19 protein-coding genes, 1 tRNA gene and 2 pseudogenes are annotated in these 24,507 nt (G+C 68.1%); 11 read left to right on the forward strand and 11 right to left on the reverse strand.

The window, feature by feature from the left end; all coding sequences use genetic code 11:
• Window positions 1-67: 67 nt before the first annotated feature.
• The 4 genes from MBEBAB_RS08005 to MBEBAB_RS08020 form a co-directional block, all read right to left on the reverse strand.
• Complete coding sequence (locus MBEBAB_RS08005; protein ID WP_045319056.1) at window positions 68-1,393, reverse strand: glycosyltransferase family A protein; 1,326 nt, start codon at window positions 1,391-1,393, stop codon at window positions 68-70.
• Window positions 1,394-1,424: 31 nt separating this feature from the next.
• Window positions 1,425-1,499 (reverse strand) — tRNA-Val (locus MBEBAB_RS08010).
• 83 nt (window positions 1,500-1,582) lie between these two features.
• Window positions 1,583-2,017 carry an acyl-CoA thioesterase gene (locus MBEBAB_RS08015; protein ID WP_021697457.1) on the reverse strand — a complete coding sequence of 145 codons (435 nt, stop codon included), beginning with the start codon at window positions 2,015-2,017 and terminating at the stop codon, window positions 1,583-1,585.
• Window positions 2,014-3,147: an iron-containing alcohol dehydrogenase gene (locus MBEBAB_RS08020; protein WP_021697458.1), complete on the reverse strand. Its 1,134-nt coding sequence runs from the start codon at window positions 3,145-3,147 to the stop codon at window positions 2,014-2,016. The genes MBEBAB_RS08015 and MBEBAB_RS08020 overlap by 4 nt, the downstream gene beginning before the upstream one ends.
• Window positions 3,148-3,248: 101 nt before the next feature.
• Between MBEBAB_RS08020 and MBEBAB_RS08025 the strand changes: the two genes are divergently transcribed.
• The 5 genes from MBEBAB_RS08025 to pip all read left to right on the forward strand — a co-directional run bounded on the left by MBEBAB_RS08025 (window position 3,249) and on the right by pip (window position 6,963).
• Entirely contained in the window at window positions 3,249-3,719 is a 471-nt protein-coding gene (locus MBEBAB_RS08025) for a GNAT family N-acetyltransferase (RefSeq protein ID WP_045319061.1), read from the forward strand.
• Window positions 3,720-3,732: 13 nt separating this feature from the next.
• A complete protein-coding gene (locus MBEBAB_RS08030) occupies window positions 3,733-4,131 on the forward strand; it encodes a DUF423 domain-containing protein (protein ID WP_021697460.1) in 399 nt (132 codons plus the stop codon).
• The gene (locus tag MBEBAB_RS08035) at window positions 4,121-4,744 is read left to right on the forward strand and encodes a NeuD/PglB/VioB family sugar acetyltransferase (RefSeq protein WP_081703461.1); all 624 of its coding nucleotides are present in this window, start codon (window positions 4,121-4,123) and stop codon (window positions 4,742-4,744) included. The genes MBEBAB_RS08030 and MBEBAB_RS08035 overlap by 11 nt, the downstream gene beginning before the upstream one ends.
• On the forward strand, window positions 4,741-5,853 hold the full coding sequence (locus MBEBAB_RS08040; RefSeq protein ID WP_021697462.1) for a DegT/DnrJ/EryC1/StrS family aminotransferase: 1,113 nt from the start codon (window positions 4,741-4,743) through the stop codon (window positions 5,851-5,853). The genes MBEBAB_RS08035 and MBEBAB_RS08040 overlap by 4 nt, the downstream gene beginning before the upstream one ends.
• A 135-nt stretch (window positions 5,854-5,988) precedes the next feature.
• Complete coding sequence (gene pip / locus MBEBAB_RS08045; protein ID WP_045319058.1) at window positions 5,989-6,963, forward strand: prolyl aminopeptidase; 975 nt, start codon at window positions 5,989-5,991, stop codon at window positions 6,961-6,963.
• Between the two features lie 64 nt (window positions 6,964-7,027).
• Here pip and rpoD read toward each other — a convergent pair whose 3' ends face one another.
• Window positions 7,028-8,974, reverse strand: coding sequence for an RNA polymerase sigma factor RpoD (gene rpoD / locus MBEBAB_RS08050; protein WP_021697464.1), 1,947 nt, complete (start codon window positions 8,972-8,974; stop codon window positions 7,028-7,030).
• A 58-nt stretch (window positions 8,975-9,032) separates the two neighbouring features.
• Window positions 9,033-10,898 carry a DNA primase gene (gene dnaG / locus MBEBAB_RS08055; protein ID WP_021697465.1) on the reverse strand — a complete coding sequence of 622 codons (1,866 nt, stop codon included), beginning with the start codon at window positions 10,896-10,898 and terminating at the stop codon, window positions 9,033-9,035.
• 218 nt (window positions 10,899-11,116) lie between these two features.
• Between dnaG and MBEBAB_RS15105 the strand changes: the two genes are divergently transcribed.
• Both MBEBAB_RS15105 and MBEBAB_RS15110 read left to right on the forward strand, forming a co-directional pair.
• Window positions 11,117-11,449 (forward strand): patatin-like phospholipase family protein, encoded by a 333-nt coding sequence (locus tag MBEBAB_RS15105; RefSeq protein WP_021697466.1) that lies wholly within the window; start codon window positions 11,117-11,119, stop codon window positions 11,447-11,449.
• A gap of 77 nt (window positions 11,450-11,526) precedes the next feature.
• Complete coding sequence (locus MBEBAB_RS15110) at window positions 11,527-12,273, forward strand: patatin-like phospholipase family protein (protein WP_021697467.1); 747 nt, start codon at window positions 11,527-11,529, stop codon at window positions 12,271-12,273.
• Here the strand turns inward: MBEBAB_RS15110 and carA are convergent.
• The 3 genes from carA to MBEBAB_RS08075 form a co-directional block, all read right to left on the reverse strand.
• Window positions 12,270-13,439, reverse strand: coding sequence for a glutamine-hydrolyzing carbamoyl-phosphate synthase small subunit (gene carA, locus MBEBAB_RS08065; protein WP_021697468.1), 1,170 nt, complete (start codon window positions 13,437-13,439; stop codon window positions 12,270-12,272). The two genes, MBEBAB_RS15110 and carA, sit on opposite strands and share 4 nt — an antisense overlap.
• A 113-nt stretch (window positions 13,440-13,552) precedes the next feature.
• On the reverse strand, window positions 13,553-14,248 hold the full coding sequence (locus MBEBAB_RS08070; protein ID WP_021697469.1) for a hypothetical protein: 696 nt from the start codon (window positions 14,246-14,248) through the stop codon (window positions 13,553-13,555).
• A 233-nt stretch (window positions 14,249-14,481) separates the two neighbouring features.
• Window positions 14,482-15,096, reverse strand: a complete 615-nt coding sequence (locus tag MBEBAB_RS08075) for an SDR family NAD(P)-dependent oxidoreductase (RefSeq protein WP_021697470.1) — start codon at window positions 15,094-15,096, stop codon at window positions 14,482-14,484.
• Between the two features lie 138 nt (window positions 15,097-15,234).
• Here MBEBAB_RS08075 and MBEBAB_RS08080 point away from each other — a divergent pair.
• Together MBEBAB_RS08080 and MBEBAB_RS08085 are read left to right on the forward strand one after the other, a co-directional pair.
• Window positions 15,235-15,935: pseudogene (locus MBEBAB_RS08080) on the forward strand (HAD family hydrolase).
• A gap of 109 nt (window positions 15,936-16,044) precedes the next feature.
• Window positions 16,045-16,356 (forward strand): hypothetical protein, encoded by a 312-nt coding sequence (locus MBEBAB_RS08085; RefSeq protein WP_021697472.1) that lies wholly within the window; start codon window positions 16,045-16,047, stop codon window positions 16,354-16,356.
• A 45-nt stretch (window positions 16,357-16,401) separates the two neighbouring features.
• Here MBEBAB_RS08085 and MBEBAB_RS08090 read toward each other — a convergent pair whose 3' ends face one another.
• Both MBEBAB_RS08090 and MBEBAB_RS08095 read right to left on the reverse strand, forming a co-directional pair.
• Window positions 16,402-17,193, reverse strand: a complete 792-nt coding sequence (locus MBEBAB_RS08090; RefSeq protein WP_021697473.1) for a hypothetical protein — start codon at window positions 17,191-17,193, stop codon at window positions 16,402-16,404.
• 102 nt (window positions 17,194-17,295) lie between these two features.
• Window positions 17,296-20,310: a TonB-dependent receptor plug domain-containing protein gene (locus MBEBAB_RS08095; protein ID WP_021697474.1), complete on the reverse strand. Its 3,015-nt coding sequence runs from the start codon at window positions 20,308-20,310 to the stop codon at window positions 17,296-17,298.
• Window positions 20,311-20,558: 248 nt separating this feature from the next.
• On the opposite strand from MBEBAB_RS08095, the pseudogene carB reads away from it, so the two are divergent.
• A pseudogene (carB, locus tag MBEBAB_RS08100) lies at window positions 20,559-23,872 on the forward strand (carbamoyl-phosphate synthase large subunit).
• Between the two features lie 71 nt (window positions 23,873-23,943).
• Entirely contained in the window at window positions 23,944-24,507 is a 564-nt protein-coding gene (locus MBEBAB_RS16165) for a hypothetical protein (RefSeq protein ID WP_021697476.1), read from the forward strand.

Here is a 24,507-nt window from a genome sequence, read left to right on the forward strand (position 1 = left end):
CCTGCGCGCGAAAAAGCGGTCTGCTTCGCATCCCGCTGCGCGCAGCCCTCTCCCATCGGGAGAGGGACTAGAGCACGATCTTCTTCGGCGACCGGAACGGCTGGGCGCCCGCCTCGAGCCGCAGGACCTCGGGCGTGCGCAGGTTGCGGGCGTGCCAGAAGGACCACCGCTCCCAGTAGATCAGCCGATCCAGATTGAAGCCGCCGGCGCCGAAGCCGCTGTCCTTCGCCCCTGTGAGGGAGTCGGCGCGCCAGGCGCCCAGGATCAGGGGCGTGCGCGAGATCGCGGCCCTGCGCGGGCCGAACAGCTGCACCAGCCGCCACCAGTATTCATTGTCGGCGCCGCTGAGCACCTGATGGAAATAGCCGGCCCGCTCCATCACGGGGGCCCGTTCGAACATCAGGGTGGACGGCGCCCAGCGGGTCAGGGGCCAGACGCCCCGGGCGTGGATCTCGCCCTCGGCGTCCACCCGCAGGCTGCGGCCGGAATGGGCGGTCAGCCTGCGCGCGCGCATCTCGGCCACCTGCCGGGCCAGCCGGTCGGGGTGGGCCCATTCGTCGGAGTCCTGAACCGCCACCCAGTGGCCTTTGGCCCGGGCCAAGGCCGCGTTGCGGGCGGTGTAGGCGCCGCCACGCGCGGACTGGCGGATCAGGGTGAAGCGCGGGTCGCCGTCGGCGGCGGCCAGGGCGCGGTCGGCGTTGTCGTCGGTGGAGGCGTCGTCGACGAACAGGAACTCAAGATTGCGCCAGCTCTGGTCCAGCACCGAGCGCACCGCCGCAGCGACCCAGCGGGAGGCGTTCCGCGACGGCATGATGACGCTGATCAGCGGGCCGTCCACGGCGAGAGACCCGTCGGCGCGGGCGTTGACGACGCTGACCGGGAGAGCCGGGTCGACGGGCTCGGGCGGCGACAGGCTCCACGCCGAGAAGCCGTCGCGCCACGCTGGCCCGGCCCGGGCCGGGTCATGGCGGTCCAGCGAGGCGCGCAGGAAGGCGGCCTGCGGGCCGGACGCGGTGTCGAGGGCGCGGCGGGCGTCGTCCTCGCACCCGGCCGCCAGCATCAGGGCCGCGCGCAGGGAGGCGTCCGGACCGGCGTATTTGGTCAGGGCCAGGGCCGGGTCGAAAGCGCTGAGGGCCAAAGCCAGGTCGTGTTCTGGCCGGGGCGCGAGGGTGCGGGCGAAGTCCAGCGCCTCCCCTGCCCGTCCGGTGGCGGTCAGGGACCGGATGCGCTCCACCGGAAAGGCGCGGGCGGCGGCGGGATCACGGTCAAGGGCGCGGGCGGCCAGCCGGTGCAGCTCCAGCCGCGACAGGGCGACGGGATCGCGAAGAGCCCCCATGGCGAGGGCGGCGGAGCGGCGGCGCTGTCGGATCAGAAGCCGGGCGATCGGGTTCATCAAACCGGACATCCCTCGCCGCCTGGGAAAATGGTGGATGCGACAGGGATTGAACCTGTGACCCCCTCGGTGTGAACGAGGTGCTCTCCCGCTGAGCTACGCATCCATCCGGACCGGGTTCGAAGGCTCGAACCGTCGGGAGGCGCGGACATAGCCCGGTCGCCGGGCGGGCGCAAGACCCGTGCGCTGTCAGGCGACGACCAGCGCCTCCAGCACCTTGCGCACGGCCTCCGGGATCGGGACCGGGCGGCGGGTTTCGCGGTTCACATAGACGTGGGTGAAGTGGCCGAAGGCGGCGGCGTCGGGCTCGTCGTTGCGAAACAGGCCGACCTCGTAGCGCACGCTGCTGGTCCCGATGCGGGCCACACGGACCCCGGCATCCACCCGGTCAGGAAAGGTGATGGGCGCGGCGTAGCGGCAGCCGGTCTCCACAACCAGGCCGATGACGGGGCTGGTCGCGGGATCCAGAACCCCTTGCTCGATCAGGTGCGCATTCACCGCCGTGTCGAAGAAGCTGTAATAGACCACGTTGTTCACGTGGCCGTAGACATCGTTGTCCATCCAGCGCGTGGTGATGGACCGGACGACCGGGAAGTCGGCGCGGGTGGGCAGGGGCTCGCTCACAGGGCTTCCTCGTACAGGGCGCGGGCGTCGGCGAGCGTCACCTCGCGCGGATTGTTGATCAGCAGCCGCTGCACCTGCATGGCGTCGTGGGCCAGACGATCCAGATGCTGGACCTCGACCCCGAGCTCGGAAAGGCGCTGCTCCATGGGCATTTCGGCGGTCAGGGCGGCGATTTCGTCCACAAAGGCGGCGGCGTCCGGCTGCAGCCCGATGGCGGCGGCCAGTTCGGCGTAGAGCGGCCCTGCGGCAGGCAGGTTGAACCTCAGCACCGGGCCCAGCACCAACGCGTTGGACAGGCCGTGGGGCGCGTGGAAGATGCCCCCGATGGGATAGGCCAGGGCGTGGACGGCGGCGACCGGGGCGTTGGCGAAGGCCATGCCCGCCAGCAGAGAACCCTGCAGCATCGCCCGCCGCGCGGGCAGGTCCGAACCGTCGGCGATGACCCGGCGGATGTTGGCGTGCAGCAGCTTCAGCGCCGCGACCGCCAGGCTGTCGGACACCGGGTTCTTCTTGTGCCGCGACGTATAGGCCTCGATGGCGTGGACCATGGCGTCGACGCCCGTCATGGCCGTGACGCGCGGCGGCAGGCCCGTGGTCAGGGTGGCGTCCAGAATGGCCGCGTCGGGATAGAGCAAGGGCGAGACCACGCCCTTCTTCTGGTCGTCCGGGGTGGTGACGATGGCGATGTTGGTGACTTCCGATCCGGTGCCCGCCGTGGTCGGAACCTGCACCAGCGGCAGGCGCGGGCCCCTGGCCAGGCCGATGCCGTAGATGTCCGGCAGGGCCTGATCGGTCCCCGCCAGCAGGGCCACCAGCTTGGCCGTGTCCAGCGACGAGCCGCCGCCCAGACCCACCACGCCGTCCGCCCCGGCGTCCCGCGCCGCCGCCACGGCCGCCATGACCGAGGCCTCGGGCGGATCGGCCAGCACATCGCTGAAGACAGCGGCCGTGACGCCCGCCGCGTTCAGGGCGTCCAGGATTGGCCGGACCACGCCCGCGCCGACCAGTCCCGCGTCGGTGACGATGAACGGGCGGGTCACGCCCATGCCGTTCAGAAATTCCGCCAGCTTCAGAGCGGCGCCGTCCTCGCACAGGATTCTCGGCGTGGTCTCGAACGAAAAGCCGGTCATGGTCGCATCCTCCGGACCGCAGCCAAGCGCGGATGGCGGGCGGCCGCAAGATCACCCAGGGTCAACTGGCGCAGGCGGGTCAAGCGTGGCAATGGGCCGGGATGACCGTCGTTTCCATCCGCCCCTACACGCCAGACGATCTGGACACGCTGATCGCCCTGTTCAACGGGGCGGTGCGTCGCGTGGCCGGGCGGGACTACACGCCCGCGCAGATCGCGGCCTGGGCGCCCGGGACGCCGGACCGGGCGGCATGGGCGGCGCGTCTGCTGGGGCGGCCGACCCTTGTGGCGGAAATCGAGGGCGTGATCGCCGGTTTCAGCGATCTGGAGCCGGACGGCCACATCGACATGCTGTTCGTGGACGCGGATCATCAGGGCCGCGGCGTGGCGGGCGCCCTGCTGGACCGGATCGAGACCATGGCGCGGGAACAGGGTCTGGCGCGACTGTTCACCGAAGCCAGCATCACAGCCCGTCCGGTGTTCGAACATCGCGGCTTCCATGTCGTGGCCGCCCAGGACGTGGCGCTGCGGGGCCAGACCTTGCGCAATTACCGGATGGCCAAGGCGCTCTGAGCGCGGCGGCGGCATGGCTGGCGCGGCGAATCCGTGGCACGGTTCGGTCATGACCGCGAACCGCCATCTGATCGTCTTCGCCGCCGCCAACGGGGCCATGGCCGTGATGCTGGGCGCCTTCGCCGCGCACGGGGCGGGACCGGCGGTGAAGACGCTGCTGACCACCGGCGCGCAGTACCAGATGGTGCACGCCGTGCTGGCGGTGGCCTGCGCCCTTTGGGCCGACGGCGGACGGATGGCGCGGATCGCCGGATGGCTGGCGGTGTCGGGCGGGCTGGTGTTTGCGCTGGCGCTGTCGATGATCGCCCTGATGAGCCTGCCCGCCATGGGCATGGTGGCGCCGGTGGGCGGGGCGCTGATGATCGCGGGCTGGGCGGCTCTGCTGTTCGCGGCCCTGAGGAGTGACCGCTGATGGCGCGGGACGCCTGCGCGGTGATCGGCAGCGGCGGCCATGCACGGGTCGTCATCGCCGCCCTGCGGGCCTCGGCGCCCGGGTCACGGCCCTTTATGACGAGCGGCCCGAGCGACAGGGCGAAACCGTGGACGGGGCCGTGGTGTCCGGGGACTGCGAGGCGGGCCTGAACACCCCCCTCCCCGCCCATCTGGCCATCGGCGACAACGGCGTGCGGCGTGATCTGGCGGCGACGAAGCCGCCGGGAGGCTGGATGCAGGCGGTGCACCCCTCGGCCCTGGTGGACCCGGCGGCGCGGATCGGGGCAGGCAGTCTGGTGGCGCTGGGCGCCATCGTTCAGGCCGGGGCGTCCATCGGCGCCCATGTGATCGTCAACACCGGGGCCATCGTCGAGCACGACTGCGTGGTGGAGGATTTCGCCCATGTGGCCCCCGGCTCGGTTCTGGGCGGCGGCGTCCATGTGGGCCAGGGCGTGCTGATCGGTCTGGGCGCGCGGGTCCTGCCCGGCGTGCGCATCGGCGCGTGGGCGGTGGTCGGCGCCGGGGCCGTGGTCATGAAGGATGTGGCGGACGGCCAGACGGTGGCGGGCGTGCCCGCCCGGCCCACCCGATGATCCCGCTGTCGGCGCCCGAGGTCGGCGCGCGCGAACAGGCGCTGGTCGCTGAAGCCCTTGCGGCGGGCGACGTGGCCATGGGGCCGCAGGTGGCGGCGTTCGAGACGGCGTTCGCGGCGCTGACCGGCCGCGCCCACGCGCTGGCGGTGTCGTCCGGCACGGCGGCCCTGCATCTGGCCCTGCGTCTGCTGGATCTGAAACCGGGCGAGGCGGTGATCTGCCCGACCCTGACCTTCATGGGCGGGGTGGCGCCGGTTATCTATCAAGGCGCGACGCCCGTCTTCGCGGACGTGGACCCGGTGACCTGGGGGCTGGACCCGGCCTGCCTGCCCGAAGCGTTCGACGTGGCGGGGGCGCGGGGCCTGAGCGTGCGGGCGGTGGTCCCCGCGGACCTGTACGGCCAGTGCTGCGACATCGGGCCAATCCTCGACATCGCGGCGGACCGGGGCGTGCCGGTGATCCTGGACTCGGCCGAGGCGGTGGGCGCGACGCTCAACGGCCGGCACGCCGGCGCCGGGGCGCTCATGGCGGCCTATTCCTTCAACGGCAACAAGATCATCACCACCGGCGGCGGCGGCATGCTGGTCAGCGACGACGCGGCCCTGATGGAGCGGGCGCGCTATCTGTCCACCGCCGCGCGCAGGCCCGCCGTCCACTATGAGCACGACGAGGTGGGCTACAACTACCGCCTCGGCGCCGTCGCGGCGGCCATCGGCCTGGCGCAACTGGAGACGCTGGAGGCGCGGGTGGCGCGGCGGCGGGCCGTCTTCGAAAGCTATCGCGCGGCCTTGTCTGACCTGCCCGGCGTGCGCTTCGCGCCCGAGGGGCCGGGACGGCTGCACAGCCGCTGGCTCAGCGTCATGCTGCTTGGCCCAGACGCGCGCGTCACACCGGACGCCCTGCGTCTGGCGCTCCACGCCGAGGGCATCGAGAGCCGACCGGTGTGGAAGCCCATGCACCTGCAGCCGGTTTTCCAGGACGCGCCCCGCGTGGGCGGCGCCGTGGCCGAATCGCTTTTCGCCCATGGGTTGTGCCTGCCGTCCAGCACCACCCTGACCGAGGCGGATCAGGCCCGGATCATCGCCATAATTCGCGGCGAGCTGACCTGATTTTGCAACGTTTTCCGGCCCGCACAGGTAAAATGACTCGCAGCAGGCGAATGGGTTGGCTTCACCCTCCGCGCCCGTTACCCATGAAGAACAAGCCAAGCTTGGCCGTACGAAGTCACAGAGAGTGTTGTGCGCATGACGATTTTCGCGGATCAGCCCGACCGTCGCACCCTGTATCCCGAGATCGAGCCCTTTGCGTCCGGCTTCATGGCCACCGGCACGGCCCACGAGATCTACTATGAGGAGTCCGGCTCGCCCGAGGGCAAGCCGGTGCTGGTGCTGCACGGCGGTCCGGGCGGTGCGGTCAATCCGACCATGCGGCGCTATTTCGACCCGGCGCGCTACCGCATCATCATGTTCGACCAGCGCGGCTGCGGCCAGTCCCGGCCCAACGCCAGCCTCGAGAACAACACCACCTGGGACCTGATCGAGGACATCGAGCGCCTGCGCGAACGCTGCGGCGTCGACAAGTGGTCGGTGTTCGGCGGCTCGTGGGGCTCCACCCTGTCGCTGGCTTACGCCATCACCCACCCGGAACGGGTCGAGAGCCTGATCCTGCGCGGCATCTTCCTGCTGACGAAGAAGGAGTTGCACTGGTTCTATCAGGACGGCGCCTCGATGATCTTCCCCGATGCGTGGGAGGCCTTCCTCAAGCCCATCCCCGAGGCCGAGCGCGGCGACCTGATGGCCGCCTATCACAAGCGTCTGGTCAGCGATGATGTGGCGGTGCGCAACGAGGCCGCAGTGGCCTGGTCCAGTTGGGAAGGCGACACGGTCAGCGTCGAGGGCCCGGCCGCCCGTCCGGAGAAGTTCGCCGAGCCGGAGTTCGCCGTCGCCTTCGCCCGCATCGAGTGCCACTATTTCACCAACGGCGGCTTCTTCCCGCAGGACGGCTGGATTCTGAACAATGTGGAGCGCATCCGGCACATCCCGACGTGGATCGCCCAGGGCCGCTTCGACGTGGTGACGCCCATGTCCGGCGCCTGGGCGCTGCACCGGGCGTTCCCCGAAGCGAAACTGGATGTGGTGGGCGACGCCGGCCACGCCTCCAGCGAGCCGGGCATCGTGGATTCCCTGATCCGGGCGACGGACTGGGCGGCGGGGCTGTAACAGCCCCCTTCTCTGTGAAGAAACGGCCTGTCGGGGGATGTGGGCCCCCGACAGAAGCCGGGTGTCAGCTGTCCAGGAACGAGCGCAGCTTGCGGCTGCGGCTGGGGTGCTTGAGCTTGCGCAGGGCCTTGGCCTCGATCTGACGGATGCGTTCGCGGGTGACACTGAACTGCTGGCCCACTTCCTCGAGGGTGTGGTCGGTGTTCATGCCGATGCCGAAGCGCATGCGCAGAACCCGCTCCTCGCGCGGCGTCAGGGACGCCAGCACGCGGGTGGTGGTTTCGCGCAGGTTAGACTGGATGGCCGCGTCGATGGGCAGGATCGCGTTCTTGTCCTCGATGAAGTCGCCCAGGTGCGAGTCCTCCTCGTCGCCGATAGGCGTTTCGAGGCTGATGGGCTCCTTGGCGATCTTGAGGACCTTGCGGACCTTCTCCAGCGGCATGGCCAGACGCTCGGCCAGTTCTTCGGGCGTGGCCTCGCGACCGATCTCGTGCAGCATCTGGCGCTGGGTGCGGACGATCTTGTTGATCGTCTCGATCATGTGCACCGGGATGCGGATGGTGCGGGCCTGGTCGGCGATGGAGCGGGTGATCGCCTGACGGATCCACCAGGTGGCGTAGGTGGAGAATTTGTAGCCGCGACGGTACTCGAACTTGTCGACCGCCTTCATCAGGCCGATGTTGCCTTCCTGAATGAGATCAAGGAACTGCAGGCCGCGGTTGGTGTATTTCTTGGCGATGGAGATGACCAGGCGCAGGTTGGCCTCGACCATTTCCTTCTTGGCCTGACGGGCCTCGCGCTCGCCCTTCTGGACGGTCTGGACGATGCGGCGGTAGTCGTCGATGGGCAGGCCGGCCTCGGTGGCCACGGCGGCCACGTCCGAGCGGATCTGGGCGATCTGTTCAGCTTCGTTGTCGCTGAACTTGGTCCAGCGCACGCCCATCTCCTTGACGCGCTCGCTCCAGGTCGGGTCCAGTTCGGCGCCGAAATAGGCCTTCAGGAACTCCGGCCGCGAGATGCCGTAGCTGTCCGCCAGACGCAGAAGGCGGCCTTCCAGGCCGATCAGGCGCTTGTTGATGGCGTAGAGCTGCTCGACCAGCGCCTCGATGCGGTTGTTGTTCAGCTTCAGCGTCTTCAGGCGGTCCGAGATGGCCCGGGTCAGGGCCTCGTAATTCTTCTGGTCCTTGGTCGACAGGGCCTCGCCCTTCAGGCGCGCCTCGACCAGCTTGTCCTGAAGCTTGCGGAAGGCGTCGAAGTCCGACGCCACGGCGTCCAGGATCTCCATGACCCCGTCGCGCAGCTCGGCCTCCATAGCCGAGATGGACAGGCCGCCGCCGTCATCGAAGTCGTCGTCGTCCTCGTCGTCGTCCTCACCCTCGGGCTTTTCCGCCTTGGCCTCCGGCTCGGCTTTCTCGCCCTCTTCCTCGCTGTCCTCGTCCTCGCCCTCAGCCTGGGGCGGATTCTGACCGCCGTAGGTCTGGTCCAGGTCGATGACCTCGCGCAGCAGGATGCGACCGTTGGCCAGTTCATCGCGCCAGACCATGATGGCCTCGAACGTCAGGGCGCTTTCGCACAGACCCGAGATCATGGCGTCGCGGCCGGCCTCGATGCGCTTGGCGATGGCGATCTCGCCCTCGCGGCTCAGCAGCTCGACCGAGCCCATCTCGCGCAGATACATGCGCACCGGGTCGTCGGTGCGGTCATAGGCGGGCTTGGCGCCCGTCTCGGCCACGGCGGTTTCGGCGCGCTCGGCCACCTCGGTGGTCTGACCCTCGGCGTCTTCCTCGGCCTCGACCACGTTGACGCCCATCTCTGACAGCATGGCCAGGGTGTCTTCGATCTGGTCGGGGGTGAACTCCTCGGACGGCAGGACCTTGTTCAGCTCCTCCATCGTGACGAAGCCGCGGGTCTTGGCCTGGCGAATGAATTTCTTGACGCCGGCGTCAGTCAGATCGAGCAGCGGCCCGTCATTGGTCGTTTCCGCTTCTTGAGTCTCGGTCTGCGCGCTCATTCAGTCTCTCCAGCCGCGATAGGTCGCGGCTTTAACAACGTTCGAAGGCGCGGTTTTGTTACGAACCCGCCGCCTCATCCCATAAGGTTCCAGTCTTGATGGCTCGCCGCAATGCATCGCGCTCGGCTTTCAGACGACTGAAAGCCGAGGCGTCGAAGCCGCGATGCGCCTCCGACTTCGCTGAGCTAAGCGCTCCCTCCAACGCCGCCATGCGGGTCAGAGCGTCGAACGCCTGCGACCATCGGGCCCGCGCTTCGGCGAGGGGCGCGTTTGCTGCCAGGAATGGCGCACCGGACTTTGCCGCCGCCTTCTCGACCTCACGCATGAGCGTATCCAGACCCGATTGCGCCAGATGGCGGCGCAGGGCCGCGCTGTCAAGGGCGAGACCCGACATCCGCAGGCGAACAACCTCATCCGCAAGCTCGCCCAGGGCCGGATCGCCGAAGCCGTGCCGGCCCACCGCCTCCAGATGATCGTCAAGCCGCTCGGGGTCGTCGATGGCCGCGTGGGCCAGGGCCGCGGCGACGGGTTCGATCGAGCGGGACAGGGCTGTGACCGCCGCCCTGCCCTCGTCTGTGGCGCCGATGATGGCGGGCTTGCCGGGCGTCCAGCGGGCGCCGGGCTGGCGCGGCTGGAACGCCGGGCGGCGCGGAAACAGGGCGTCGAACCGTTCGAACAGCTCGCGGCGGTACTGTTCGGCCAGATCCGCGTCCTGAATGGCCTGGGCGGCCTGACGGAGACGCCCCTTCAGGCCCGCCTTGCGTTCGGGGCTGTCCAGCGGCTCGGCGTCCCGCTCGCGCTCGAACAGCATCTCGGCGAAGGGGCGGGTTTCGGACAGGGCGTTCCGGAGCGCCGGGGCGCCCTTGTCGCGTAGGATGTCGTCGGGATCCTGGCCGCCGGTCAGCAGGGCGAACCGGAAGGAACGGCCGGATTTCAGCTGGGGCAGCGCGCGCTCAACCGCCCGGCCCGCCGCGCGCTGGCCCGCCGGGTCGCCGTCGAAGCACAGCACGGGCTCGGCGCTGACCCGCCACAGCAGGGCCATCTGCTCCTCGGTGAGGGCGGTGCCCATGGGGGCGACGGCGGGGATGCCGGCGCGCTGGCAGGCGATCACGTCCATGTAGCCTTCCACCACCACGATGGCGGCGTCGGACTTCGACCCGGCCCCCAGGATGCGCCGGGCCTCGGGCAGGCCGTAGAGGGTCGCGCCCTTGTGGAAGAGGGTGGTCTCGGGCCCGTTCAGATATTTGGCGCGGTCGTCCGGGTTCATGGCCCGGCCACCGAAGCTGACGATGCGCCCCCGCGCGTCATGGATGGGGAACATCAGGCGGTCGCGGAAGCGGTCGTAAGGCGAGCCGCCGCCCTCCGGCGCGATCAGCAGCCCGGTCTCCACCAGTTCGGACGGCTTGGCCCCGCGCTGGACCAGGGCGTTCTTGAGGCCCTCGCGATCGTTGGGCGCATAGCCGATGCCGAATCGGTCCCACTGGTCCTCGGGCAGGCCGCGGCGCTCCAGCATCTCCCGTGCGGCCTTGCCGACGGACCGGCGCAGATTGGCGGCGAACCATTTCTGGGCCAGATCCATCCAGTCGGCCAAGCCCTGGCGCTTCTGCTCGCGCTCGGCGGCCTGGGGGTCGGGCGCGGGCAGCGCCATGCCCGCCTCGGCCGCCAGACGTTCGACCGCCTCGACGAAGCTGAGGCGCTCGGTCTCCTGCAGGAAGCTGATGATGTCGCCGTGCTTGCCCGAGCTGAAGTCGTGGAAGAAGCCCTTCTCGTCGTTGACGAAGAAGGACGGCGACTTCTCCTTGGTGAAGGGCGACAGGCCGGCGAACTCGCGTCCTTGACGCTTGAGCTTCACCGTCCGCCCGATGACGTCCGAGGGACGCAGGCGGCTTTTCAGCTCATCAATGAAACGGTCGTCGAAGCGCACGAATCAGTCAGCCCGCAGAGGGGTCCATGGCGGCAAGGGGCGACGCGCCAGCCTCCCCGGGAGATTGTCCACATGTGGAGCTTTCCGGGGACAAGCCAGGACGTCACGTCCGCCTCTCCTGCCATGCTCCCACGCACGGCGCCACGGCTTATCGGACAAAGCAGGTTGTCCCAGCCCGCGCGGGGGCGCAATCTCCCGGCAGGGCAAGGAGAGGGATCATGGCGCGTCTGGGCCGCATCGTCGCGGGCTGCATCCTGCTGATGCTGGCGACCGCCTGCCAGACCTATCCGCGCCTGGATGTCACCGCGGCCCAGTTGAGCGCCGCCAGCCCCGCCATCCGCTACGATTTCGACGTCGAGGAGGCGCAGCTGCGCTTTGTGCGCGAGCTGGGCGTCGCGGCCCAATCAGCGGACGACGGAACGGTTGATCTGCTGGCCCTGTCCGGCGGCGGGGCCAACGGCGCCTTCGGGGCGGGTGTGCTGAACGGCTGGGGCGAGCGCGGTGACCGACCGGAATTCGAAATCGTCACCGGCGTCAGCACCGGCGCCTGATCGCGCCCTTCGCCTTTGTCGGCGAAGCGGGCGACGCCGGGCTGGCCCGGGCCTTCACTGACGGCGGATCCGAAGGCTTGCTGCGGTCCCGCGGCCTCGGCGTTCTGTTCCGGCCCAGCGTGTTCCGCCCCGAGCCGCTGGCCCAGCTGGTGGTCAACAATGTGGACGAAACTCTGCTGCGCGCCGTAGCCGAACAGCACCGGCGCGGCCGACGCCTGTATGTGGCCACCACCAGCCTCGACACGCAGACCCAGATCGTCTGGGACATGGGCGCCCTGGCCCAGCAGACCGATGAGATGTCTCGCCTGCTGTTTCTGGACATCCTGATCGCCTCGGCCAGCATTCCCGTGGCCTTTCCTCCCGTTCCGCTGATTCTGAGCAACGACGGAAATCAGGCGGTCGAACTGCATGTGGACGGAGGCACGGTGGCCAATGTTCTGGTGGCGCCCGAACCCTTCCTGCTGCGCCCGCCGGATGCGGCGCAGACCCTGACCGGCGGGCTGCCCGGCCGCATCTGGATCATCGTCAACGGCCACCCAGAACCCACCTTCGCCACGGCGAGGCTCAGCGGCGTGTCGGTGGCGGTGCGCAGTTTCGACATTATGCGCAAGGCGATCACCCGCGCCGATGTGGCCAGGACGGCTCAGCTGGCCCGTACCCTGGGCATGGGCCTGCAGGTGGTCTCCATGCCCGATGACGCGCCGGACGCGGCCCTGGACTTCAGTCAGGAGTCCATGCTGCGCAGCTATGAGGCCGGGCGCCGGCTGGGTCTGGACGGCTCGGGCTGGGAGACCCTGGCGGAGCCCGTGGCGGAAGAGCCCTAACCCCGCGCCGCGTCCATGTGCTCGGCGAAGCGCTCGAACAGATAGAGGCTGTCCGCGGGGCCGGGCGAGGCCTCAGGGTGATGCTGCACGCCGAACACCGGGCGGTCCTTCAGGGCGATGCCGCAGTTGGTGCCGTCGAACAGGCTGACGTGGGTCTCGGTGACCGCCTCGGGCAGGCTGTCGCGGTCCACGGTGAAGCCGTGGTTCATGGAGACGATCTCCACCTTGCCGGTGGTCACGTCCTTGACCGGATGGTTGGCGCCGTGGTGGCCCTGATCCATCTTCACCGTCTTCGCGCCCAGGGCGAGGGCCAGCATCTGGTGGCCGAGACAGATGCCCATGACGGGCTTGCCGCTCTCGACCAGCTTTCTGATTTCCGGCACCGCGTACTCGCCCGTCGCCGCCGGATCGCCGGGGCCGTTGGACAGCATGACGCCGTCGGGATTGCGGGCCAGAATCTCCTCGGCCGTGGTGGTGGCCGGGACCACCGTGATTTTCGCGCCGGTGGCGGCCAGGGCGCGCAGGATGTTGCGCTTCACGCCATAGTCCACGACCACCACCTCGTTGCGGCGGCCGTCGCCCGCGACGTAGCCCTCGGGCCACTCCCAGGTCCCCTCGGTCCAGTCGAAGGCCTGCAGGCAGGAGGCGTCCTTCGCCAGGTCCAGACCTTCAAGACCCGACCAGTCGCGGGCCTGGGCCACCAGGGCCTCCAGATCGAACTTGCCATCCGGATCATGGGCGATGACGCCGTGGGGAGAGCCGTTCTCGCGGATGGCCCTGGTCAGGGCGCGGGTGTCGACACCCGCCAGACCCACCACGCCGCGGCGCTTCATCCAGGCGTCGAAGCCGTGGTCGCTGCGCCAGTTGGCCGGATCGGTGGGCAGGTCGCGGAACACCGCGCCCACGGCCGCCGTCCCCGCCCCGCCGTCGCCGATCTGCTCCACATCCTCGCTGTTGGTCCCCACATTGCCCACGTGGGGGAAGGTGAAGACCAGCACCTGTTTCATGTAGCTGGGGTCGGTCAGGATCTCCTGATAGCCCGTCATGGCTGTGTTGAAGACCACCTCGCCCAGGGCCGATCCCGTGGCGCCCACGCCGATGCCCTGAAGCACGGTTCCGTTGGCCAGGGCGAGCACGCCGGTGGCTCCGGGCAGCAGGGTGGTCATGGCGGGCTCCTGGAGGCTGGGGGACGCGGCCTTCATGGGCCGAACCGACCCCGATGGCAAACGGCCGCGTTCCTATGGAGTCACGCTGCGCAGGTCAAGCGTGGCGGTCGTTTTCAGACGGTCAGGCGGCCCATGTCGCAGAACACGGCGTGGGTGGCTCCCGCGGCGGCGGCGGCCTCCCCTCGCGCGGGCGGCAGATTGACCAGCAGCACGTCGCGGGCCACGCCGCGCGCCTGGGCGATCAGCTCGGCCGCCGCGCGCCAGTCGACGGCGCTTTCGGTCTCCACCCCGGCGAAGTCCAGCGAGACGCAGCGGGGCTGCACGGGGGCCAGACGGGCGATCATGCCCGGCTCGGGCGGGGCATGGACGATCACCCCGCGCCGCTGGGCGCCCAGATGGTCGATGGCGGCGCGCACGTCCTCTGCGGTCGCCCGCATGTCCACGCCCATGATCTCGACCAGCAACAGCCCCGCTTCAACATCGGCCTGAAGCCCCGTGTAGAGCAGTGAGAACCGCCCCGCCGACGACGCCACCGTGCGCCAGAAGGCCGGGGCCACGCCCGTGGCGCCGCCGGGCAGGTCCAGCAGGCTGACCCCATGACGCAGTGTCTCCACATCGATGCGTTTGAGGTCGGCGACCTCCAGCCGCACCCGGTGCGTGCCCGCCAGGGCGCTTTCGCCACCGGCGCGGCGCACGGTGCGGGCCACGCGGGCGCCCACGTGGCTTCGTCGAACAAGATCGAACACCGGCCTCGCGGCCAGGGTGACCGTCAGCTCTTTGCGGGCCTCGGTGACAAGAGGAAAGGTCAAACTCTTAGCCCCAACGGGACTGAAGCTGCGCGCTTCGACCGGGCGGTCCCCATCCGCTCTGACTGGCGTGTCGCTCAATCCCGCCGGGAGCGAGTGCCCCGTCGGGTAAGCCATCACAATGTCTCCCAACATCAACTCCCGCGTGATGCGGGTTCATGAAGCCGGAAAACATGCCATGGAAAACGGAACGTAACGCTAAGAAACGCGGTGAAGACTCGCGGTTAGCAACGCGGTTATTCCGCAATGCGCTCGCCCTTCCAGTCGAACACGAAGCCGGAATCCTCCTGTTTCAGCCCGTCGACCACGCCCAGCACGCACGTCGCGGAATGATCCGGCGTGAACAGCTTGTCCGGCGTCACGCCCTTCTGGAAGGGCTCGCTCAGCGCCGTATCCACGGTGCCCGGATGCAGCCCGACGCAGATCAGGCCCGGATGGGTGCGCGCCAGCTCCACCGCCAGGGTCTTCAGGATCATGTTCAGGGCCGCCTTGGAGGCTCGGTAGCTGTGCCAACCGCCCAGCCGGTTGTCGCCGATGCTGCCGACCCGCGCCGACAGGGCCGCGAACACCGCCCGCCTCTCGCGCGGCGCCAGCGGCAGAAAGGCCCGCGCCGCCAAGGCCGGCCCCATGGCGTTGACCGCAAAGTCCCGCCTCAGGTGGTCGGCGTCCAGAGCCCGCCAACTGCGCTCGGGCTGGAAGCCGTCGTGCAGGACGCCGCTGGCCACGACGCACAGGTCCACCGGCGCCCCCACGGCCGCCGCAGCCGCTTCGAGCGACGGCAGATCGGTGACGTCCGCCTGCAAGCCGGTGACGCCGTCCGGCGCCCGGCCCGAGCGCGACACGCCGAACACGGCCTCATAACGCCCGTCGCCGCCAGTCGCGCAGCCATGGCCGCACCGATGCCGCCCGACGCTCCAATTATTACAGCCCGCATGAGGCGCTCTCCCGACCGCTTTCCGCCGCTTCCATCCCCATGATAGGGAGCGGTCATGCCCATCACCACCATCGGCCTCGATGCCGACGACACCCTCTGGCACAACGAGACCATCTTCCGGCTAACCCACGACCGGTTCGCCGACCTGCTGTCAGAGCACCACGACCGCGACCGCATCGAAGATCGTCTGGCCGCGACCGAGCAGCGCAACCTGCGCCTCTATGGCTACGGGGTGAAGGGCTTCACCCTGTCCATGATCGAGACGGCCATGGAATTGACCGATGGGGAGCCCCCGCCCCGGGTCATCAGCGAGATCCTGGCCGCCGGACGAGAGATGTTGTCCCACCCGGTCGAGACCCTGCCGGGGGTGGCCGAGACCCTGAACCGTCTGTCGGAGCAGTACCGGCTGGTGCTGATCACCAAGGGCGACCTGATGGACCAGGAGCGTAAACTGGCCGCCTCGGGGCTGGGCGAACTGTTCTCGGGCGTGGAGATCGTGTCCGAAAAAACCGCCGAGACCTATGACCGCGCCTTCCGCCGCCACGGCACGGGGGCGCAACAGGCGGCATGGTGGGCAACTCCATGAAATCCGACGTCCTGCCTGCGCTGCAGGCCGGCGCCTGGGCCGCCCACATCCCCTACGCCGTCACCTGGGCCCACGAGCTGGCTGACGCCCCGGACAACGAGCCGCGCTTCGCCGCGCTGGAGGCCATCGCCGAAGTGCCGCCCTGGATCGATCTACGCATGGCGCGCTGAGATGCTTGTCGCGCCTGTGGAGGCTCTCTAAACGGACCGCGTGACCAAGAAGACTGTCCGCCTCGCCCGGCATGGGCGACGGCGCGCTTGAACCGGAGGAGGAGCCGTCTTGTCCGACGCCCCCAGCCATGAAGAACGCGACGCCATGGTGCGCGCCGCACTGGCCGAACACGGCGACAGCGGGCGGACGCCGCGCCACACGCTGTTCTATTTTCACGGCGGCGGGGCCCATGACGACCTGAACGAGGTGGCCCGGCGGGCAGGCTTCCTGACCCGCGGTCAAGACGAAACCACCATCCTCGAGACCACGATCCCGGTTGACGAGGCGTCGTTCGCTTCCGTCTCCGCCATGATGCAGGCCTGGGCCGCAGCCTTCCAGCTGGACTATGACGGCTGGGAGTGCGCGGTCGTGACCAACTGACAGGCATGCGGGGTGGTGAGGACCGGGTGATCCCGGTCAATCGCTCTAGGCGTAGCCCAGCAGCGCCCGCAGCCCCGGGGCGTGGACCTCCACGAGGCGTTTCTGCATGTCCGGCAACTCGGTGGGAAACGTCACGCCGTCGGGGATGCTGAGATTCTCGCGCGCCGTCCGGCTCTGCTTTCGGTCGGACCCGATGCGGACCCGTTCCCGCCAGTCGTCAGGCCGGGTGACTCCACAGGCGTCGAGGAGGTTCTGGAAGAACTCTTCCGAACGCCGCGACTCGAGGTCGCCCAGCGCCTCCACGATGTCCTCGTAGCGCACAAGCGTCACACCCGTGCCCAGCCATGCCGCGGCGTTGTGCGTGAAGATGTCGATCAGGGCCGGCGATTTCTGGTGGATGCCGAAGATCATCATGTTGAGCAGCGCTTCGGCGGAGAAGATGCCGGACTTCAGATGCTGGATATTGGGCTGATCGAACTCCTGGGAAACGAAGAAGCGCGCCCGCGCCAGCACCCAGTCGTAGGGATCGCGAACCAGAAGGATGTGCCGCGCCGTCCTGGTGATGGCGACGGATTGGTCGGAAAAAAGCAGATGCCCGCAGCTCAGCTTGGGGTCGTGCGGGTTGAACGCATCCACATGCTGATGAAGGTTCGGGATCTGCACGAAATCCCGATCGTGATGCTGCGCCACCGGCACGAACATCCTCAGAATGTTTCGAATCAGATGCGTGCCGCCCTTGGGTACGCTGTTGAGGAACAACGGCTCCTTCAACGGCGTCTGCTCGAATGCAGAGACCTTGGCGTTCAACGTATCCTGGAGCCCGCGGATCAGGGCCATGCGGTCTGCTCTCCCGTCTGGGGTTCCTTGTCCTCAGACAAGGTGAAGGGCGGCGAGGTGATGTGCGCCCGCCGCCCCTTCAATATATCAGCCTGAGTTGGCCTAGAAGGCTCGGGAAATCCGAACGAAGCCGCGGCGGCCGTAGAAAGCCTCCGTGTACTGCGACTCGAAGACCGAGTTGCCCAAGGTGCCGGTCACCAGCGACGAGGCTTGCGGCGGCCGCTCATCGAACAGGTTCGCGATACCGCCGAGGATGCGCCAGTCATCCCACTCATACTGCAGCGAAACACTGTGGAAGCCGACCATGCCCACTTCGGTTTCGAGCTCGGTCTCGCGACCGTCGATGACCTGATTGACCGTCCCGTTCGCATCGAAGAAGTCCAGACGATTGGACTGCTCACCGATCCAGTCAAAGCCCCAGAACGCGGTCCAAGGGCCGGTCTGGAACGTGGCGTTGACGTTGCCAACCCACTCCGGATTGCCGATCTCGCCCAAGGGCTCGACGGTCAGATTCGCGAACAGCGACGTGTTGTTCTCAAGGGTCAGCGTCGCCTGGGTGTCCAGGGTCAGGGTTCCCCAGTCCCAGTCGTGGCGGTACTGGGCCGTGAAGTCCATGCCGCGGTTCGCCTGATCCGCGATGTTGATGAACGAGTCGCGAACCTCGATGATGCCGTTGTTGACCGGATCACGATCAAACTGGTTGCAGATCGGATCCGTGAGGAAGTTTTCGGACGTGTAGCAAGCCAGCAGGATGCCGCCCGCTCCCAGGTTCGTAACTTCGTTCTCGATTTCGATTTCGAAGTAGTCGATGGCCAGGCTCAGGCCGCTGTTGGGCGGCGTGAAGACCAGGCCGATGACGGTGGCTTCCGAGGTTTCGGCCTCGAGAACGCCCAGACCGCCTCCAGTAAACACTTCTGCGGTCACGACACCGCCGGTGAAGTCTCCGGCGACGCCGCCGCCCGGTCCGGCCGGGTTGGTGCAGTTGGCGTAGACTTCCTGAGACACCGAACCGTCGGCCAGACGGGTGTCCAGGTTCAGACAGGGGTCGATGTTGCGTTGTCCGGCGAAGCTGGTCTGATCCGCCAGGTAGAGTTCGAACAGGGCCGGCGCGCGGAACGACGTGCCGTGCGTGGCGCGAAGGCGGAAGCCGTCGATGAACTCCCAGTTCAGACCGATCTTGTAGGTCGTGGCGTCACCGGAGGTCTTGGTGTCGGTGTAGCGGCCCGACAGCGACAGGCTCACGTCACGGGCGAACGGCAGGTCCCTGACCAGGGGCACCGCGATTTCGGCGAACGCTTCGCGGGTTTCCTCGGTGCCGCGGGTGATGCCCGCACCGGACAGACCCCAGCTGTTGTCCGCCAGGGTGACTTCGCCCGGCACGTCGTCGATTTCGTCCTTGCGCAGGTGGAAGCCCAGGGCCAGGCCCAGGGGACCGGCCGGAAGCTCCATCACTTCGCCGCCGATGAAACCCTCGATATAGGTTTGCTCATAGAGCGTGTTGCCCGTCTCGGTGTCGAACAGGAACGCCCGCTCTTCCGCCGTGAGGTTGCCGGCGAGGAAATCCGGATCGGTGAAATCGACATCGATGCAGGGACGACCGCTCACCGGCAGATTGGTGCCGACACAGGACGAGGTCTTGAAGTTGGTGGAGGCCACCGCGTCGTCCAGGATGACGTCGGACGTGTAGTCGCCGTCCGAACGGCTGTACTGGGCGAAAACGTCCCACTGCCAGCCATCGAGGAAGCCGCCGGTGATGTCGCCGCGGAGACCCGCGACGATCCGGCCGTAGTCCACGACCTGCTCCTGGCTGAAGTGGTCCGTGATCGGCGTGGCGCTCAGGTAGTTCAGGCCGGTGAAACCGGTCAGGGGATCACCGCCCGCGCCAGGGCCGTAGTAGAAGTCCAGGAAATCGGCCGTGTAGGTGTAGTTCCAGAACTGACGGTAGCTGTCGGTCCGGCTTTCGCGACGGTTGAGCAGCACCTCGGCATAGGCCTCGACGCCGCCGCCCAGGTCGTAGGCCCCGTCGGCGAACACGGTGTAGCGATCAACCTCGGGGATGATGGTCTCGTTCAGCGCGAAGGGGTGGAGATTGTTCGTCACGGCCCGCGACGCAGGGTCGTAGTTGACCAGGAAGAACCCTGGGGGCGCGTCGGGATAGGTGGCCGCCACCGCCGGATTGGAGGGCATCGGCGGAATGTACTGGCCGAGATCACCATCGTAATCGAACTGGAAGCGACCGGCGCGGCCCGAGAAATCGGGGCCGTAGACATAAACCTGGCCCCAGGCCACATCGGTGCACTGGGGCTGGCCGGTGCGCGGATCGATCCGGTCGGCGCGGTTACGGGTGCCCGGCTCAAACACGTACTGATTGCGGCAGTTCAGGTAATCCCGGTCGCCGGCGCGAAGCGCCTCGCGGCTGAAGATGTCGCCGGCGATGTTGAAGTAGCCACGATCGAAGGTTCGGCCGAAGGCGCCGGAGATGTTGTACTGCTCGCCGCCGCCTTCGAACGGAGCCGAGACGAACACGCCCATCTCGCCGCCGTCAGGGTTGTCGTTGGTGATCAGATTGACCACGCCGGCCACGGCGTCGGAGCCGTAAATGGACGAGGCGCCGTCCTTCAGGATATCGACGCGGCTCAGCGCGGACTGCGGAATGACGTTCAGGTCAAAGGCGGAGACGCCGCCGCGGGTGCCCGCCGGGCCGGCCCGGCGGCCGTTCAGCAGAACGAGGGTCCGGTTCGCGCCCAGACCGCGCAGGGAGATGGTCTCCGCGCCAGGTCCGCCATCGGTGACGAAGGCGCTGGAGATCGCCGCCGTGACCTGCGGCGCACCGGCGGCCACCGTCGAGCTTTGCAGCAGCTGCGCCGTGTCGGCCAGACCGCGGCGTTCAGCGCGATCGGTGGTGATGACCTGAACGGGCGAGGTGCTCGTGAACTCGTTCTGGGGAATACGAGAGCCGGTGATGATGATCGCGTCGACCTCGGTCGCCTGAGCAATCTCTTCCTCATCCTGCGCGGGGGCCGGCTGGTTCTGGGCGAAAGCCGGCGCGGCGAGAGCGAGGGCGATGACGCCCCCGACGAGGCTGGTTGTTTGCTTGAGACGCAGTCTTGACGACATTAATTCACTCCGAACTAGCCGCCCTTGGCGACCTAAAACAGGCGTTCACTACCCCCCGGGCGCGCAGCGCGGCAAGCTAAGCGGCAAGATAACGGCGTGATACGGCGAACAGTGCCCCGAATGCGACAGTATGAGTTCAGTCTTGTGTCGCGTGGAGGCTGCCTCTAAAGCGCTCGACTTAGCCTTAAAGCCATCACGACGGTCGCCACACCTGTGCGCGCGAACCGTCACGCGCGAGTGTGAACCGAATGCCCAAACGCACCGACATCAAGTCCATCCTGATCATCGGGGCCGGGCCCATCGTCATCGGGCAGGCGTGCGAGTTCGACTATTCGGGCGTGCAAGCGTGCAAGGCGCTGAAGGCTGAGGGGTACCGGGTGATCCTGGTCAACTCCAACCCGGCCACCATCATGACCGACCCGGAGGTGGCCGACGCCACCTATATCGAGCCGATCACACCCGAGATGGTCGAGAAGATCATCGAGAAGGAGCGGCCCGACGCCCTGCTGCCCACCATGGGCGGTCAGACGGCGCTGAACACCGCCCTGGCCCTGGACGCCTCGGGCGCCCTGAAGCGGCTGGGCGTGGAGATGATCGGGGCCCGGGCCGAGGTCATCGACAAGGCCGAGGACCGGCAGAAATTCCGCGACGCCATGGACAAGCTGGGTCTGGAAAGCCCCCGCTCCAAGGCCGTGCACCACATCGACGAGGCCGAGGACGCCCTGGCCTTCGTGGGCCTGCCCGCCATTGTCCGGCCCAGCTTCACCCTGGCCGGCACCGGCGGCGGCATCGCCTACAACGTCGAGGAGTTCCGCGAGATCGTGGAGCGCGGGCTGGACCTGTCGCCGACCACCGAGGTGCTGATCGAGGAATCGGTGCTAGGCTGGAAAGAGTACGAGATGGAAGTGGTCCGCGACCATGCGGACAACTGCATCATCGTCTGCTCCATCGAGAACATCGACCCGATGGGCGTCCACACCGGCGACTCCATCACCGTGGCCCCTGCCCTGACGCTGACCGACAAGGAATATCAGCGGATGCGCACGGGCTCGATCAATGTGCTGCGCGAGATCGGGGTGGAGACCGGCGGGTCGAACGTCCAGTGGGCGATCAACCCGAAGGACGGCCGCATGGTCGTCATCGAGATGAACCCGCGCGTGTCGCGCTCGTCGGCCCTGGCGTCCAAGGCCACCGGCTTCCCCATCGCCAAGGTCGCCGCGCGTCTGGCCGTCGGCTACACCCTGGACGAACTGACCAACGACATCACCCGGGTGACCCCGGCCAGCTTCGAGCCGTCCATCGACTATGTGGTCACCAAGATCCCGCGCTTCGCCTTCGAGAAGTACCCGGGCGCCGAGCCGATGCTGTCCACCTCCATGAAGTCGGTGGGCGAGGTCATGGCCATTGGCCGAACCTTCAAGGAGTCCATGCAGAAGGCCCTGCGCGGGCTGGAGACCGGGCTCAACGGCTTCGACGAGATCGAGATCGACGGCGTCGCGCCGGTCGCCGGGGGCGCCGAGGATGAGGCCGCCATCAAGGGGGCGGTGGTGCGCGCCCTGGGCCTGCCGACGCCGGACCGCATCCGCGTCATCGCCCAGGCCTTCCGCCACGGGCTGAGCGTCGAGGAGGTGCAGGCCGCCTGTTCCTATGAGCCGTGGTTCCTGCGCCAGATCGCCGAGATCGTGCGCGAGGAGGGCCATGTGCGGGTCAAGGGCCTGCCCGCCGACGCCGTCGAGTTCCGACGCCTGAAGGGCATGGGCTTTTCCGACGCCCGACTTGCCAAGCTGACCGGGACCACCGAGAAGGCCGTGCGCGACGCCCGCCGGGGTCTGTCGGTGCGTCCGGTGTTCAAGCGCATCGACACCTGCGCCGCCGAGTTCGCCAGCGCCACCGCCTATATGTATTCGACCTATGAGACCGGCGCCTGGGCCAGGTCCCCGACTGCGAGGCCGAGCCGTCGGACCGCAAGAAGGCGATCATCCTGGGCGGCGGGCCGAACCGCATCGGTCAGGGCATCGAGTTCGACTACTGCTGCTGTCACGCGGCCTTCGCCTTCGCCGACATCGGGGTGGAGTCGATCATGGTCAACTGCAACCCGGAGACCGTCTCCACCGACTACGACACCTCCGACCGGCTGTATTTCGAGCCCCTGACGTCAGAGGACGTGCTGGAGTTGATCGACGTGGAGCGCTCGAAGGGCGACCTGATCGGCGTGGTGGTCCAGTTCGGCGGCCAGACGCCCCTGAAGCTTGCCCATGCGCTGGAAGAGGACGGCGTGCCGATCCTCGGCACCTCGGTCGACTCCATCGACCTGGCCGAGGACCGCGAGCGGTTCCAGAAGATGCTGCACGACATCGGCCTGCAGCAGCCGCCCAATGGCCTGGCCCGCTCGGCCGAGGAAGCCGCCGAAAAGGCCGAGGAAGTCGGCTATCCGGTGGTGCTTCGTCCGTCATACGTCCTGGGTGGCCGCGGCATGATGATCGTGCACGACCGCGAGCAGCTGGATCGCTACGTGGGCGAGGCCATGAAGGTCTCGGGCGACGATCCGGTCCTGATCGACCACTATCTGAACCGCGCCACCGAGGTGGACGTGGACGCCATCTGTGACGCCGACGACGTGTTCGTGGCGGGCGTGCTGGAGCACATCGAGGAAGCCGGCGTCCACTCGGGCGACAGCGCCTGCTCCATGCCCCCCTATTCCCTGTCCGAGGCGGTGGTGGCCGAGCTGATGCGCCAGACGGAAGCGATGGCGAAAGCCCTGAAGGTGCGCGGCCTGATGAACGTGCAGTTCGCCATCGAGGAGCCGCACAGCGAAAATCCCCGCATCTTCGTGCTTGAGGTCAATCCGCGCGCCAGCCGCACCGTGCCCTTCGTGGCCAAGACCATCGGCGAGCCTGTCGCCGCCATCGCCGCCAAGGTCATGGCGGGCGAGACGCTGGCCTCCTTCGGGCTGACGCACAAAGCCTACGACCACATCGCGGTGAAGGAGGCGGTGTTCCCCTTCGCCCGGTTCGCCGGCGTCGACACGGTGCTGGGGCCGGAAATGCGCTCCACCGGCGAGGTCATGGGTCTGGACTGGAAGCGCGAGGACGAGGCGGACATGCAGGGCGCCTTCGCCCGCGCCTTCGCCAAGTCGCAGCTGGGCGGCGGGACCATCCTGCCCACCGCGGGTTGCGCCTTCGTCTCGGTGCGCAATGACGACAAGCCGTTCATCCTGGGCGCGGTGAAGAAGCTGATCGAGCAGGGCTTCTCCATCCTGGCCACCGGCGGCACCCACGCCTACCTGACCGAACAGGGCCTTGAGGTCGGGCTGGTCAAGAAGGTGCTGGAGGGTCGTCCCCACATCGTCGACGCCATGAAGAACGGCGAGGTGCAGCTGGTCTTCAACACCACCGAGGGCAAGCAGTCCCTGTCGGACAGCTTCTCCATCCGGCGCACGGCCCTGATGATGAAGATCCCCTACTACACCACCACCCCCGCCGCCCTCGCGTCGGCCCAGGCCATCGCGGCCATCAAGGCCGGTGAACTGGATGTGCGACCGTTGCAGGGATACGCGCACTAGCCGCGCGAGGACGGCTTGTTCATCGCCATCTGAAGTGCTTGCCTGTCGGCTTCGTCCGAGGGGGATAGGTCATGAAGCTGTGGGCAGGTGCGGCGGCGGCGCTGCTGTTGTTGGGGTCGTCGCCGGCTGTGGCCCAGCCGGCGCAGGAGCCCGAAATTTCCGCCGAAGACATCGCGGCCGCCAGCGCGATCCCCGACGCCTTTCTCGTCCGGCTGAGGTCGGGCAACGGGGCCGCTGCGATCGGCCAGGCGTTCGCTGGAACCATGATGGAATACCAGAACGCGCAGTTGCAGGCGCTGATCACCTATCTGAACACCCTGACGGACTACTACGGCCCGGTCACCGGATGGGAGCTGGGACGCCAGGAGGCCTTCACCAGTCGCTGGTGCGCCAAACCTACCTGGTGTTCACCGATAACGGCCCGTTCGTGGCCACCTTCGACCTCTATCGCCGATCAACCGGCTGGATCTTGCTGCGGATCAACCTTCACGACCGAAGCCATGACTTGTTCCATCAGACGACGCCGTCGGCTCCGTCTCCGGCTCCGGATCCGGCTCCGGCCAGCTAGACACCGGAATGGAGCCGATTGCGTTGGCGGACCACGACGCTACAGTCCCTGGGAACACAGGGGCTGA

This window comes from Brevundimonas abyssalis TAR-001 (assembly GCF_000466985.1).
GTDB classification, from domain to species: domain Bacteria; phylum Pseudomonadota; class Alphaproteobacteria; order Caulobacterales; family Caulobacteraceae; genus Brevundimonas; species Brevundimonas abyssalis.

Excerpts from the sequence above, each read along its gene's own strand:
- MBEBAB_RS08005 (WP_045319056.1), bottom strand. The coding sequence starts at position 1,393 with ATGAACCCGATCGCCCGGCTTCTGATCCGACAGCGCCGCCGCTCCGCC.
- carA (WP_021697468.1), bottom strand. The coding sequence starts at position 13,439 with ATGACCACCCTGCTGCCCGGAGCCACCGGCGTGCTCGCCCTGGCCAAC.
- rpoD (WP_021697464.1), bottom strand. The coding sequence starts at position 8,974 with ATGAGCGCGCAGACCGAGACTCAAGAAGCGGAAACGACCAATGACGGG.
- MBEBAB_RS08040 (WP_021697462.1), top strand. The coding sequence starts at position 4,741 with ATGATCCCGCTGTCGGCGCCCGAGGTCGGCGCGCGCGAACAGGCGCTG.
- MBEBAB_RS08020 (WP_021697458.1), bottom strand. The coding sequence starts at position 3,147 with ATGACCGGCTTTTCGTTCGAGACCACGCCGAGAATCCTGTGCGAGGAC.
- pip (WP_045319058.1), top strand. The coding sequence starts at position 5,989 with ATGACGATTTTCGCGGATCAGCCCGACCGTCGCACCCTGTATCCCGAG.
- MBEBAB_RS16165 (WP_021697476.1), top strand. The coding sequence starts at position 23,944 with ATGAAGCTGTGGGCAGGTGCGGCGGCGGCGCTGCTGTTGTTGGGGTCG.
- MBEBAB_RS08030 (WP_021697460.1), top strand. The coding sequence starts at position 3,733 with ATGGCTGGCGCGGCGAATCCGTGGCACGGTTCGGTCATGACCGCGAAC.
- MBEBAB_RS15105 (WP_021697466.1), top strand. The coding sequence starts at position 11,117 with ATGGCGCGTCTGGGCCGCATCGTCGCGGGCTGCATCCTGCTGATGCTG.
- MBEBAB_RS08025 (WP_045319061.1), top strand. The coding sequence starts at position 3,249 with ATGACCGTCGTTTCCATCCGCCCCTACACGCCAGACGATCTGGACACG.
- MBEBAB_RS08095 (WP_021697474.1), bottom strand. The coding sequence starts at position 20,310 with ATGTCGTCAAGACTGCGTCTCAAGCAAACAACCAGCCTCGTCGGGGGC.
- MBEBAB_RS08090 (WP_021697473.1), bottom strand. The coding sequence starts at position 17,193 with ATGGCCCTGATCCGCGGGCTCCAGGATACGTTGAACGCCAAGGTCTCT.